Source organism: Comamonas sp. E6 (assembly GCF_001010305.1).
GTDB lineage: Bacteria > Pseudomonadota > Gammaproteobacteria > Burkholderiales > Burkholderiaceae_C > Comamonas > Comamonas thiooxydans.
Map to the genome: position 1 here is coordinate 1 of NZ_BBXH01000035.1, position 13,937 is coordinate 13,937.

Consider the following 13,937-nt stretch of genomic DNA (forward strand, 5'->3'; position numbering starts at 1 on the left):
CCGGTGTGGTTGCCACGATCATTGCATAATTGATTTGTAGGGGTATAGCTCAATTGGCAGAGCGTCGGTCTCCAAAACCGAAGGTTGTAGGTTCGATTCCTACTGCCCCTGCCACCTCTTAATGGTGGAATCAACAAGAGCCCGCCTTTGGCGGGCTTTTGTGTCTTGAAATTGCACATTTTTGTGCATTTGAAACAAAATATGGCCACTACTCAGGTTGAAACAGTCAGCTCTGCTGCTGACAAAGCAAAATTAGCCGCTGTTGCGGCTTTAGTTGTTGCTTCTATTGCTGGCTTTTATCTGTTGAGCAAGCAAGGTGCGCTGGTTCAGTGGGCGGCTCTGATTGTCGGCCTGGTGCTGGCTGCTGGCGTGTTTCTGATCTCTGAGCCGGGCAAGCGCTTCATTGGCTTTGCTCGTGATGCTTGGCGTGAGGTGAAGAAGGTGGTCTGGCCCACCCGCAAGGAAACCATGCAGATGACACTGTATGTCTTTGCGTTTGTGGTGGTGATGGCCTTGTTCTTGTGGTTCACCGATAAGACGCTTGAATGGGTCTTGTACGACTTGATTTTGGGCTGGAGGAAGTAATGGCTGATGCAGTCGAAACAGATGTGAATGGTGGAGCAGCGGGACCCGCCAATCCCGATCTGCGCTGGTATATCGTCCATGCCTATTCGGGTATGGAGAAGGCTGTCGAGCGCAATATTGCGGAGCGTATTGCTCGCTCGGACATGCAGTCCAAGTTTGGCCGCATCCTGGTGCCTTCCGAAGAAGTGGTGGAAATGCGCAACGGCACTCGCCGCACCACAGAGCGCCGCCTGTTCCCCGGTTATGTGTTCGTCGAAATGGTGATGGATGACGATACCTGGCACCTGGTGAAGCACACCAGCAAGGTGACCGGTTTCGTCGGCGGTGCCAAGAACCGTCCTGCCCCCATTTCTGAAGAAGAAGTTCGCAAGATCGTCGACCAGATGCAGGAGGGTACCGAAAAGCCCCGCCACAAGGTCGAGTTCATGGTCGGCGAAATGGTTCGTGTCAAGGAAGGTCCGTTCGCGGACTTCAACGGCTCCGTCGAGGAAGTCAACTACGAAAAGAACCGTCTGCGTGTCTCGGTCACCATCTTTGGCCGCGCGACTCCTGTGGAATTGGAATTCTCTCAAGTTGAGAAAACTTGAGATTCGCAATAGAATCTAGGGCTTCGCATTTTTTGACTCGATGCGAAGCTTTTTTGTAGAGTCAGCAACCTCGGGGAGCTGTTTGCAGATATTGCAAATGGCGCTATACCCGTAAGGAGCTCAACATGGCGAAAAAAATCGTCGGCTTCATCAAGCTGCAAGTGCCAGCTGGTAAGGCCAATCCTTCTCCTCCCATCGGTCCTGCGCTGGGTCAGCGCGGCCTCAACATCATGGAATTCTGCAAGGCGTTCAACGCCCAGACCCAAGGTGTCGAGCCCGGCCTGCCTCTGCCCGTGGTGATCACGGCTTTTGCTGACAAGAGCTTCACGTTCATCATCAAGACCCCTCCCGCAACCGTTCTGATCAAGAAGGCTGTGAAGCTGGACAAGGGCTCTTCCAATCCTCTGAAGAACAAGGTTGGCAAGATCACACGTGCTCAGCTGGAAGAAATCGCCAAGACCAAGCTGAAGGACATGAACGCCGCTGACGTTGACGCTGCTGTGCGTACGCTGGCTGGTTCTGCCCGTTCGATGGGCGTGATCGTGGAGGGTGTGTAAATGGCCAAGTTGACCAAGAAGCAAAAAGCTCTCCAGGGCAAGGTTGATTCCAACAAGCTGTACTCTTTCGCTGACGCCGTGGCGCTGGTGAAGGAAGCTGCAACTGCCAAGTTCGATGAATCCATCGACGTGGCCGTGCAACTGGGCGTGGATGCCAAGAAGTCGGACCAAGTGGTGCGTGGCGCCGTGGTGCTGCCTCACGGTACCGGCAAGACTGCTCGCGTGGCTGTGTTCGCACAAGGCGCCAAGGCTGAAGAAGCCAAGGCCGCCGGCGCTGACGTGGTCGGCATGGACGACCTGGCTGCTCAAGTCAAGGCCGGCGACATGCCCTTCGACGTGGTGATCGCTGCTCCCGACGCTATGCGCGTTGTGGGTCAGCTGGGTCAGATCCTGGGCCCCCGCGGCCTGATGCCCAACCCCAAGGTTGGCACCGTGACTCCTGACGTCGCTACGGCCGTGAAGAACGCCAAGGCTGGTCAGGTGCAGTTCCGCGTGGACAAGGCTGGTATCGTGCACGGCACGATCGGTCGCCGTTCGTTCGATGCCGACAAGCTGCAGGGCAACCTGGCTGCTCTGATCGATGCACTGAACAAGGCCAAGCCTGCTTCCAGCAAGGGTCTGTACCTGCGCAAGGTGGCTGTTTCGTCGACCATGGGTGTGGGCGTTCGCGTCGATACACAATCCATCTCGGCGTAATTGCTAGAAATCGTCAGATGAGCTTTGCTCATCTGGTGTGGTGGGCTGCGGGAGTTGTTGCTCCTGCAGGTCATCCAAGACCGTTGGTGTGATTTGATCACTTAATCACGAAGGCCAACGCAGATGGCGATCCCGCTGCAGATGGAAATTTTTCCTAAACAGTTGGTCGCTGCAACAAGAGCGTGTATGCAGGGCTTGCCTTGCATATGCATTTGAAGGAGTAGACCTTGAGTCTTAATCGCAGTGAGAAAGAAGCGGTCATCAACGAAGTGACCAGCCTCGCCGCTAAAGCTCAAACGCTTGTGATCGCGGAATACCGTGGCATCACGGTCGCCGACATGACCAAACTGCGTGCCGATGCTCGCAGCAAGGGTGTGAGCCTGAGCGTGTTGAAGAACACCCTGGCCCGCCGTGCTGTTGCCGGTAGCGCGTTTGACGTGGTGGCTGACCAGATGACTGGTCCCCTGATCTATGGCTTCTCTGAAGACGCAGTGGCTGCCGCTAAGGTGGTGGCCGACTTCGCGAAGACCAACGACAAGTTGGTGATTCGCGGTGGCGCGTTCGGAGGCAAGGCCCTGGACATCGACGGCGTTAAGCAACTGGCAAACATCCCCTCCAAGGAAGTACTGCTCGCACAACTGTGCGGCTTGCTCATGTCGCCTATCTCGCGTACAGCCGTTGTGCTGGGCGCTCTGGCGGCCAAGAAGGGCGAAGGCTCTGCCGAAGCGGCAACAGAAACAGCCGCAGCCTGAGTGCTCGGCAAAACCAACCAATTTTAGGAAATCAAAATGGCATTCGATAAAGACGCATTCCTGACCGCCCTGGACAGCATGACTGTTCTGGAACTGAACGACCTGGTCAAGGCTATTGAAGAGAAGTTTGGCGTGTCCGCCGCTGCTATGGCTGCTCCCGCTGCTGGCGGCGCTGCTGGTGGCGCTGCTGCTGCTGAAGAAAAGACCGAGTTCAACGTCGTTCTGACCGACGCTGGCGCTAACAAGGTGTCCGTGATTAAGGCTGTGCGCGAAATCACCGGCCTGGGTCTGAAGGAAGCCAAGGATCTGGTCGACGGCGCTCCCAAGACAGTGAAGGAAGCCGCTCCCAAGGCTGACGCTGAAGCCGCTGTGAAGAAGCTGGTTGAAGCCGGTGCCAAGGCTGAACTGAAGTAATTCAGTGAAATCAAGGGCTGGAGACTCGTAAAAGGGTCTCCAGCCTTTGGCGCTTGTGGAGTGCGCTTAAAGAACACACCAAAAAGCAGGTTTCCTAGGGAGTCTGCTTTTTAGTGTCTTCTGACAATCCGACAGCAGAAGATGCCTTGGTTCGGGCGATGTGCAACGCATCGCCGTCAGCCATGGTTGGTAGTGGCCAACCGCCAAGCCCGCAGGAGAACCCTGTGGGGCAGTCGTCGCAGACCCAGGACTCATGTCTTTGCCCGGAGATCTCATGGCCTATTCTTATACCGAACGCAAGCGAATCCGCAAAAGCTTCGGGAGCCGCGATAGCGTGCTCGAAGTGCCTTATCTGCTGCAGATGCAAAAAGATGCCTATACAGCATTCCTGCAGGCAGATGTAGCCCCCAAAAAACGTACCATTGATGGCCTGCAAGCGGCCTTCAATTCCGCCTTCCCCATCGTCTCCCACAATGGTTTTGTGGAGATGAAGTTTGTCGAGTACAACCTCGCCAAGCCCGCTTTCGACGTGCGTGAATGCCAGACCCGTGGTCTGACCTTCGCCTCCGCTGTCCGCGCCAAGGTCCAGCTGATCATTTATGACCGCGAGTCCTCCACGGCTCAGTCCAAGGTGGTCAAGGAAGTGAAGGAACAAGAGGTCTACATGGGCGAAGTGCCCCTGATGACCGACAAGGGTTCGTTCATCATCAACGGTACCGAGCGCGTGATCGTGTCTCAGCTGCACCGTTCGCCTGGCGTGTTCTTCGAGCACGACAAGGGCAAGACCCATAGCTCGGGCAAGCTGCTGTTCTCGGCTCGCATCATTCCTTACCGCGGCTCCTGGCTGGACTTCGAGTTCGACCCCAAGGACCTGCTGTACTTCCGCGTCGACCGTCGCCGCAAGATGCCTGTGTCGATCCTGCTGAAGGCCATCGGCATGACGCCCGAGACCATCCTGGCAACGTTCTTCGTGAACGACAACTTCCGCCTAATGGACAGCGGTGCGCAGATGGAATTCGTGGCCGATCGCCTGAAGGGCGAAGTCGCGCGTTTCGACATCACCGACAAGTCCGGCAAGGTCGTGGTCGCCAAGGACAAGCGCATTACCGCTCGCCACACCCGCGAGCTGGAGCAGTCCGGCACCAAGTTCGTCAGCGTGCCCGAAGACTTCCTGCTGGGTCGTGTGCTGGCCAAGAACATCGTTGATCCCGATACCGGCGAAATCATCGCCAAGGCCAACGAAGAGCTGACCGAAGCCCTGCTCAAGAAGCTGCGCAGCGCTGGTGTGCAGGACGTTCAGTGCATCTACACCAACGAACTGGACCAGGGCGCCTACATCTCGCAGACCCTGCGCACCGATGAAACCGTGGACGAGTTCGCTGCCCGCGTTGCCATCTACCGCATGATGCGCCCTGGCGAGCCTCCTACCGAGGACGCCGTGCAGGCCCTGTTCCAGCGCCTGTTCTACAACGCCGACACCTATGATCTGTCGCGCGTGGGCCGCATGAAGTTCAACGCCAAGATCGGCCGCGAAGGTGCGACCGGTCCCATGGTGCTGTCCAACGAAGACATCCTGGCCGTGGTCAAGATCCTGGTGGACCTGCGCAATGGCCGTGGCGAAGTCGACGATATCGACCACCTGGGCAACCGCCGCGTGCGTTGCGTGGGCGAACTGGCCGAGAACCAGTACCGCACCGGTCTGGCGCGTATCGAAAAGGCTGTGAAGGAACGTCTGGGTCAGGCCGAGCAAGAGCCTCTGATGCCTCACGACCTGATCAACTCCAAGCCCATCTCTGCGGCCCTGAAGGAGTTCTTCGGTGCCTCGCAGCTGTCGCAGTTCATGGACCAGACCAACCCTCTGGCAGAAATCACGCACAAGCGTCGTGTTTCCGCCCTGGGCCCAGGCGGTCTGACCCGCGAACGTGCCGGCTTTGAAGTGCGTGACGTGCACGTGACCCACTATGGCCGCGTCTGCCCTATCGAAACGCCTGAAGGTCCCAACATCGGTCTGATCAACTCGCTGGCTCTGTACGCCCGCCTGAACGAGTACGGTTTCATCGAAACCCCGTACCGTCGCGTGGTGGACGGCAAGGTGACGATGGACATCGACTATCTGTCGGCCATCGAAGAAGGCAAGTACGTGATCGCCCAGGCCAACGCCGATCTGGATGCCGAAGGCAATCTGGTGGGCGAGCTGGTGTCGGCCCGTGAAGCCGGTGAATCGACCCTGGTGTCGGCCGAGCGCGTGCAATACATGGACGTGTCGCCTGCGCAGATCGTGTCCGTGGCCGCCTCGCTGATTCCGTTCCTGGAACACGACGATGCGAACCGTGCCTTGATGGGCGCCAACATGTCGCGTCAGGCCGTGCCTGTGCTGCGTCCTGAAAAGCCCATGGTCGGTACCGGTATCGAGCGCGTTGCTGCCGTGGACTCCGGCACCGTGGTCACTGCCAAGCGCGGCGGTATCGTGGACTATGTCGACGCCACCCGTATCGTGATCCGTGTGAACGACGACGAAGCCGTGGCCGGTGAAGTCGGCGTGGACATCTACAACCTGATCAAGTATCAGCGTTCCAACCAGAACACCAACATCCACCAGCGCCCCATCGTCAGCCGTGGCGACAAGCTGGCCAAGGGTGATGTGCTGGCGGACGGCGCTTCGACCGACCTGGGCGAAATCGCCATCGGCCAGAACATGCTGATCGCGTTCATGCCCTGGAACGGCTACAACTACGAAGACTCGGTGATGATCAACGAGCGCATCGTGGCTGACGATCGCTACACCTCGATCCACATCGAAGAGCTGGTGGTGATGGCTCGTGACACCAAGCTGGGTGCCGAAGAAATCACACGCGACATCCCCAATCTGTCCGAGCAGCAACTGAACCGCCTGGACGAGTCCGGCATCATCTACGTGGGCGCCGAAGTGCAACCCGGCGATGTGCTGGTGGGCAAGGTCACCCCCAAGGGCGAGACCACGCTGACGCCTGAAGAGAAGCTGCTGCGCGCCATCTTCGGCGAGAAGGCTTCCGACGTGAAGGACACCTCTCTGCGTGTGGATCAGGGCTCGCAAGGCACCGTGATCGACGTGCAGGTGTTCACGCGTGAAGGCATCCAGCGCGACAAGCGCGCCCAGCAGATCATCGACGATGAACTCAAGCGCTTCCGTCTGGACCTGAACGACCAGCTGCGCATTGTGGAAGCCGACGCTTTCGACCGTATCGAGAAGCTGCTGACCGGCCGCGTGGCCAACGGTGGTCCTCAGAAGCTGTCCAAGGGCGCCAAGATCGACAAGGCCTATCTGGACGGCGTGGAGAAGTTCCACTGGTTCGACATTCGCCCTGCCGAAGACGATGTGGCCGCTCAGCTGGAGTCCATCAAGAACTCCATCGAGCAGCAGCGTCACACCTTCGACCTGGCGTTCGAAGAAAAGCGCAAGAAGCTCACGCAAGGCGACGAGCTGCCTGCCGGCGTGCTGAAGATGGTCAAGGTCTACCTGGCCGTCAAGCGTCGTCTGCAGCCCGGCGACAAGATGGCCGGTCGTCACGGCAACAAGGGTGTGGTCTCCAAGATCACTCCTGTGGAAGACATGCCTTTCCTGGCCGACGGCACCACTGCCGACATCGTGCTGAACCCGCTGGGCGTGCCTTCGCGTATGAACATCGGTCAGGTGCTGGAAGTGCACTTGGGCTGGGCCGGCAAGGGCCTGGGCCAGCGCATTGGCGACATGCTGCAAAAGGAAGCCCGTGCTGCTGAAGTGCGCGCCTTCCTGGAAGAGATCTACAACCGCAGCGGTCGCAAGGAAGAGCTGTCTCAGCTGGATGACGGCGAAGTCATGTCCATGGCCAAGGAGCTGACCACGGGCGTGCCATTCGCAACGCCGGTGTTCGACGGTGCTTCCGAAGCCGAAATCAAGGACATGCTGAAGCTGGCCTACCCTGACGACATCGCTGCCGCCAAGGGCCTGACCGAGACACGCACTCAGGCGTATCTGTATGACGGCCGCACCGGCGAGCGCTTCGAGCGTCCGACCACCGTGGGCTATATGCACTACCTGAAGCTGCACCACTTGGTTGACGACAAGATGCATGCCCGCTCCACCGGTCCTTACTCGCTGGTGACGCAACAGCCTCTGGGCGGTAAGGCCCAGTTCGGTGGTCAGCGTTTCGGTGAAATGGAAGTGTGGGCGCTGGAAGCTTACGGCGCCGCCTATGTGCTGCAGGAAATGCTGACTGTGAAGTCCGACGACGTGGTCGGTCGTACCAAGGTGTACGAGTCCATCGTCAAGGGCGAGCACTCGATCGAAGCGGGCATGCCCGAATCGTTCAACGTGCTGGTCAAGGAAATCCGCTCTCTGGGCTTGGACATCGAGCTCGAACGTTCTTAAGCACTATTAAACAGAGAGCTGCAACCGCTTTAAAACAAAGGATTTGCGCTTGGTTCGTTGCTGAAACCAAGGCAAATCCAGCGGTGGCTGCAATGATTTTTGACGAAAAGGAAAGAGTTACATGAAATCGCTACTCGACCTGTTCAAGCAATTTACGCCTGATGAGCATTTCGATGCCATCAAGATCGGCCTGGCCTCGCCCGAGAAGATCCGTTCCTGGTCTTTCGGTGAAGTGAAGAAGCCTGAAACGATCAACTACCGTACTTTCAAGCCCGAGCGTGATGGTCTGTTCTGCGCCAAGATCTTTGGCCCGATCAAGGACTACGAATGCCTGTGCGGCAAGTACAAGCGCCTCAAGCACCGCGGTGTGATCTGCGAGAAGTGCGGCGTTGAAGTCACACAGACCAAGGTGCGTCGCGAACGCATGGGTCACATCGACCTGGCCGCGCCCTGCGCCCATATCTGGTTCCTGAAGTCCCTGCCTTCGCGCCTGGGCCTGGTGCTGGACATGACGCTGCGCGACATCGAGCGCGTGCTGTACTTCGAAGCCTATGTGGTGACCGACCCCGGCATGACTCCGCTGAAGAAGTTCAGCATCATGACCGAGGACGACTACGACGCCAAGCAACTCGAGTACGGCTACGATGAGTTCACCGCCAAGATGGGCGCTGAAGGCATCAAGGACCTGCTCGAAGGCATCGACATCGACGTCGAGATCGAGCGCCTGCGCAACGATCTGACCGGCTCCGAAGTCAAGGTCAAGAAGAACGCCAAGCGCCTGAAGCTGCTGGAAGCGTTCAAGAAGTCCGGCATCAAGCCCGAGTGGATGGTGATGGAAGTGCTGCCCGTGCTGCCTCCCGATCTGCGTCCTCTGGTGCCTCTGGACGGTGGCCGTTTCGCCACTTCCGACCTGAACGACCTGTACCGCCGCGTCATCAACCGCAACTCGCGTCTGCGTCGTCTGCTCGAGCTCAAGGCTCCTGAAATCATCGCGCGCAACGAAAAGCGCATGCTGCAGGAAGCGGTGGACTCGCTGCTGGACAACGGCCGTCGCGGCAAGGCCATGACGGGCGCCAACAAGCGTGCCCTGAAGTCTCTGGCCGACATGATCAAGGGCAAGAGCGGTCGTTTCCGTCAGAACTTGCTGGGCAAGCGCGTGGACTACTCCGGTCGTTCCGTGATTACCGTGGGTCCTTACCTCAAGCTGCACCAGTGCGGTCTGCCCAAACTGATGGCGCTGGAGCTGTTCAAGCCCTTCATCTTCGCGCAGCTCGAGCAGCGCGGCATTGCCACGACCATCAAGGCTGCCAAGAAGGAAGTGGAAGCCGGTACGCCCGTGGTGTGGGACATCCTTGAAGAAGTCATCAAGGAACACCCCATCATGCTCAACCGTGCGCCTACGCTGCACCGTCTGGGTATCCAGGCTTTCGAGCCCATCCTGATCGAAGGCAAGGCCCTGCAACTGCACCCGCTGGTCTGCGCGGCCTTCAACGCCGACTTCGACGGTGACCAGATGGCTGTTCACGTGCCCCTGTCTGTGGAAGCGCAGATGGAAGCCCGCGTGCTGATGCTGGCCTCGAACAACGTGCTGTTCCCCGCTTCGGGCGAACCCTCCATCGTTCCTTCCCAGGACGTGGTGCTGGGTCTGTATCACGCCACGCGTGAAAAGATCAACGGCAAGGGCGAAGGCATGGTGTTTGCCGACCTGATGGAGCTGCAACGCGCTCTGGATGCCGGCGAGACCGAGCTGCACGCCAAGATCAGCGTGCGCCTGACCGAGTGGAACAAGAACAAGGAAACCGGCGAATTCGAGCCCGTGACCTCGCTCGTGGAAACCACCGTGGGCCGTGCCCTGCTGTCTGAAATCCTGCCCAAGGGCCTGGCTTTCAGCAACATGAACAAGGCGCTGAAGAAGAAGGAAATCTCCAAGCTGATCAACGCCTCCTTCCGCAAGTGCGGTCTGAAGGCCACGGTCGTGTTTGCCGACAAGCTGCTGCAAAACGGTTTCCGTCTGTCCACGCACGCCGGTATCTCGATCTCCATCGACGACATGCTGGTGCCTCCGCAAAAGGCCGACATCCTGGCCCGCGCAGAGTCCGAAGTGAAGGAAATCGAGCAGCAGTACGTCTCGGGTCTGGTGACCTCCGGCGAGCGCTACAACAAGGTGGTGGACATCTGGGGCAAGGCCGGCGACGACGTGTCCAAGGTGATGATGGACCAGCTCAAGGTCCAGAAAACCACCGACCGTCACGGCAACGAAGTCGATCAGGAATCGTTCAACGCGATTTACATGATGGCCGACTCCGGCGCCCGCGGCTCCGCAGCGCAGATTCGTCAGCTGGCCGGTATGCGTGGTCTGATGGCCAAGCCTGACGGCTCCATCATTGAGACGCCTATTACCGCGAACTTCCGCGAAGGCCTCAACGTGCTGCAGTACTTCATCTCGACCCACGGTGCCCGTAAGGGTCTGGCCGACACGGCGCTGAAGACGGCTAACTCCGGTTACCTGACTCGTCGTCTGGTGGACGTGACGCAGGATCTGGTCGTGAACGAACAGGATTGCGGTACCTCCAACGGCTATCTGATGCGCGCCATCGTCGAAGGCGGTGAAGTGATCGAATCCCTGCGCGACCGCGTGCTGGGCCGTTCGACCGCCGAAGAAGTGCTGCACCCCGAAACCCGTGCCGTGCTGGTGCCTGCCGGTACCCTGCTCAACGAAGACACCATCGAAGAGCTGGAAGCCCAGGGCGTGGACGAAATCAAGGTGCGCACGGCTCTGACCTGCGAAACCCGTTTCGGCCTGTGCGCCACCTGCTACGGTCGCGACCTGGGTCGTGGCGGCCTGATCAACCTCGGCGAAGCCGTGGGTGTGATCGCTGCCCAGTCCATCGGTGAACCCGGCACGCAGCTGACCATGCGTACCTTCCACATCGGTGGTGCCGCTTCGCGTGCCGCCATCGCCTCGAGCGTGGAAGCCAAGTCCAATGGTGTCATCGGCTTCAACAGCACGATGCGCTATGTGTCCAACACCAAGGGCGAGCTGGTGGTGATTTCGCGTTCCGGCGAGATCGTGATCAGCGAAAACGGCCGCGAGCGCGAGCGTCACAAGGTGCCCTACGGCGCCGTGCTGACCATCAAGCCCGATGAAGCCATCAAGGCCGGCAAGATCCTGGCGAACTGGGACCCGCTGACCCGACCCATCATTACCGAATACGCCGGTCAAGTGCGTTTCGAGAATGTGGAAGAAGGTCTGACGGTGGCCAAGCAGGTCGACGAAGTGACCGGTCTGTCCACTCTGGTGGTGATCGATCCCAAGCGTCGTGGCTCTGCCAAGGTGGTGCGTCCCCAGGTCAAGCTGATCGACGCCAACAACCAGGAAGTCAAGATCCCTGGTACCGACCACGCCGTGACGATCGGCTTCCAGGTCGGCGCCCTGATTCAGGTGCGCGACGGCCAGGACGTGGGCCCCGGCGAAGTGCTGGCCCGTATCCCTGTGGAAGGTCAGAAGACCCGCGACATTACCGGTGGTCTGCCCCGTGTGGCCGAACTGTTCGAAGCTCGTACGCCCAAGGACAAGGGCACTCTGGCCGAGATGACCGGTACCGTGTCCTTCGGCAAGGAAACCAAGGGCAAGATCCGCCTGCAGATCACCGATCTGGAAGGCAAGGTCTGGGAAGAACTGGTGCCCAAGGAGCGCAACATTCTGGTCCACGAAGGCCAGGTTGTGAACAAGGGCGAGTCCATCGTTGACGGTCCTGCCGATCCTCAAGACATCCTGCGTCTGCTGGGTATCGAAGAGCTGTCGCGCTACATCGTGGACGAGGTGCAGGACGTTTACCGCCTGCAGGGTGTGAAGATCAACGACAAGCACATCGAAGTGATCGTGCGTCAGATGCTGCGTCGCGTGATCATCGAGAACTCCGGCGATACCACCTACATCCAGGGTGAACAGGTCGAGCGTTCCGAGGTGCTCAACACCAACGAACAGATGCAGAAGGAAGGCAAGCTGCCTGCCACGTACTCCAACGTGCTGCTGGGTATCACCAAGGCTTCGCTGTCGACCGACTCGTTCATCTCTGCGGCTTCCTTCCAGGAAACCACCCGTGTTCTGACCGAAGCTGCCATCATGGGCAAGCGCGACGAACTGCGTGGCCTGAAGGAAAACGTGATCGTGGGTCGTCTGATCCCCGCCGGTACCGGTCTGGCCTATCACCAGGCTCGCAAGGCCAAGGACGAAATGGACGATGCCGAGCGTCGTGCCATCGCCGAAGCCGAAGAAGCCGAGCTGGCCGGTGTGCTGGCTGATGACGTCGAAGCACCTGCTGGCGACGCCTCTGCCGACTAAGCATGGCACTGGGCCGCGGCCGGAAACGGCTGCGGTTCGCTGCTGATGCACCGCGCTCCCGCTCTGCCTTGTGCAGACGGGAGCGTTTTTCATTGATCAAGACACGACTTGCGCAAGCTCGGATCAGACATGGTGTTTTCTCGATAGAAATGCCCGCTGTGCATCCTGGTCTGCGTCAGTTCTACAAGATTTTCAGGTCTGCTCTTCATGACTTCCAAGCCTTCCCAACCCAAGAACGCCGCTGCCGGTGCTGCCGTGCCCAACGCTCCTGCCCTGTGGCAACAGCTGGATGCAGTGGCCAAGGCCTTGCACGGCATCCTGGGTGGTCAGTCCAGCAAGGCTGTGCTGGCACAGGTGCCGCAGCGCTTGCGTCCGGGAGTGCAGGCCTTGCTGTTCCAGGTGCTGCGCAATCTGGGGCGTGCCCAGGCGCTGCAAAAGCAACTGGCGCCGCGCCCACCGGCACCCAAGGTCAGTGCCTTGCTGAGCACGGCGCTGGCTCTGGCCTGGGATGAGACCCAAGCCCCATATCCGCCCTTCACCCTGGTCAACCAGGCCGTGGAAGCCGCCAAGAACGGCGCGGCACGCGCGCAGTCCGGCTTCATCAACGCCTGCCTGCGCCGCTTTCTGCGCGAGCGCGATGCCCTGGTGAGCGCGACCGACAACGATCCTGTGGCCGTCTGGAATCACCCTGCATGGTGGATTGCCCGGCTCAAAAAAGACCATCCCCAGGATTGGCAGACCATTTTGGCGGCCAACAACGCCCAGCCGCCCATGACGCTGCGGGTGAATGCACAGAAAAGCACTCCAGCTCAGTATCGGAAGGCGCTGGAAGCCATGAATCTGAAAGCGACCGCAGTCGCCGAATGCGGTCTGCAGCTGGAGCAGGCGGTGCCTGTGCAGGAGCTGCCGCAGTTTGAAGAAGGTTGGGCCTCGGTGCAGGACGGCGCGGCACAGGCCGCTGCACCGCTGCTGCTGGCTGGCTTGCCCCAGCCCCAGGGCCGCCCGCTGCGCGTGCTGGATGCCTGTGCTGCACCCGGCGGCAAGACTGCCCATCTGCTTGAGCGCGCTGCGCCCGGCGGCATCGAAGTCACGGCCCTGGAGATTGACCCCGAGCGGGCTCGCCGCATCGGTGAAACCCTGTCGCGCCTGGGCCTGAAGGCCAAGGTGCTGGTGGCCGATGCGTCCGCGCCCCAGGCGTGGTTCGAATCGCAATGTGGCGGTCAGCTCTTCGATGCGATCTTGCTCGATGCGCCTTGCACGGCATCTGGCATTGTGCGTCGCCAGCCCGATGTGCGCTGGCTGCGCCGTGAGAGCGATGTGGCCCAGCTGGCAGACATCCAGTCCAGGCTGCTCGATACCCTGTGGCCGCTGCTGCAGCCCGGCGGCCGCATGGTCTATTGCACCTGCTCGGTCTTCAAGGCAGAGGGCGATGCCCAGATGCAAGCGTTTCTTGCACGCAACACTACGGCGGCCAGCTTGCCTGCTCCGGGTCATTTAATTCCCGGCAAAGCTGCCAAACACGATTCCGTGGCAGACAATCCCCTGGGTGACCACGACGGCTTTTTTTACGCTCTGCTGGAAAAATTGCGCTAACGCTGTAGCGGGGGCCTTGCG

The 13,937-nt window shown here is 59.6% G+C and carries 9 protein-coding genes and 1 tRNA gene; all 10 read left to right on the forward strand.

Annotated elements, in window-relative coordinates:
• The first annotated feature begins 38 nt into the window (after nt 1-38).
• Nucleotides 39-114: transfer RNA gene (locus CSE6_RS23870), tRNA-Trp, on the forward strand.
• Between the two features lie 87 nt (nt 115-201).
• The gene (gene secE / locus CSE6_RS23875; protein WP_012836790.1) at nt 202-585 is read left to right on the forward strand and encodes a preprotein translocase subunit SecE; all 384 of its coding nucleotides are present in this window, start codon (nt 202-204) and stop codon (nt 583-585) included.
• Nucleotides 585-1,172: a transcription termination/antitermination protein NusG gene (gene nusG / locus CSE6_RS23880; RefSeq protein ID WP_003065695.1), complete on the forward strand. Its 588-nt coding sequence runs from the start codon at nt 585-587 to the stop codon at nt 1,170-1,172. Before secE ends, nusG begins: the two co-directional genes overlap by 1 nt.
• A gap of 125 nt (nt 1,173-1,297) precedes the next feature.
• Entirely contained in the window at nt 1,298-1,729 is a 432-nt protein-coding gene (gene rplK / locus CSE6_RS23885) for a 50S ribosomal protein L11 (protein WP_034359623.1), read from the forward strand.
• On the forward strand, nt 1,730-2,425 hold the full coding sequence (gene rplA / locus CSE6_RS23890; RefSeq protein WP_003065693.1) for a 50S ribosomal protein L1: 696 nt from the start codon (nt 1,730-1,732) through the stop codon (nt 2,423-2,425).
• A 227-nt stretch (nt 2,426-2,652) separates the two neighbouring features.
• Nucleotides 2,653-3,177 (forward strand): 50S ribosomal protein L10, encoded by a 525-nt coding sequence (gene rplJ, locus CSE6_RS23895; protein ID WP_003065692.1) that lies wholly within the window; start codon nt 2,653-2,655, stop codon nt 3,175-3,177.
• A gap of 36 nt (nt 3,178-3,213) precedes the next feature.
• Nucleotides 3,214-3,591, forward strand: a complete 378-nt coding sequence (rplL, locus tag CSE6_RS23900) for a 50S ribosomal protein L7/L12 (protein ID WP_003065690.1) — start codon at nt 3,214-3,216, stop codon at nt 3,589-3,591.
• 274 nt (nt 3,592-3,865) lie between these two features.
• A complete protein-coding gene (rpoB, locus tag CSE6_RS23905; protein ID WP_003065687.1) occupies nt 3,866-7,978 on the forward strand; it encodes a DNA-directed RNA polymerase subunit beta in 4,113 nt (1,370 codons plus the stop codon).
• Between the two features lie 121 nt (nt 7,979-8,099).
• Nucleotides 8,100-12,323 (forward strand): DNA-directed RNA polymerase subunit beta', encoded by a 4,224-nt coding sequence (gene rpoC / locus CSE6_RS23910; RefSeq protein WP_003065685.1) that lies wholly within the window; start codon nt 8,100-8,102, stop codon nt 12,321-12,323.
• A 207-nt stretch (nt 12,324-12,530) separates the two neighbouring features.
• Nucleotides 12,531-13,916 carry a 16S rRNA (cytosine(967)-C(5))-methyltransferase RsmB gene (rsmB, locus tag CSE6_RS23915; RefSeq protein ID WP_059441652.1) on the forward strand — a complete coding sequence of 462 codons (1,386 nt, stop codon included), beginning with the start codon at nt 12,531-12,533 and terminating at the stop codon, nt 13,914-13,916.
• Nucleotides 13,917-13,937: the final 21 nt, after the last annotated feature.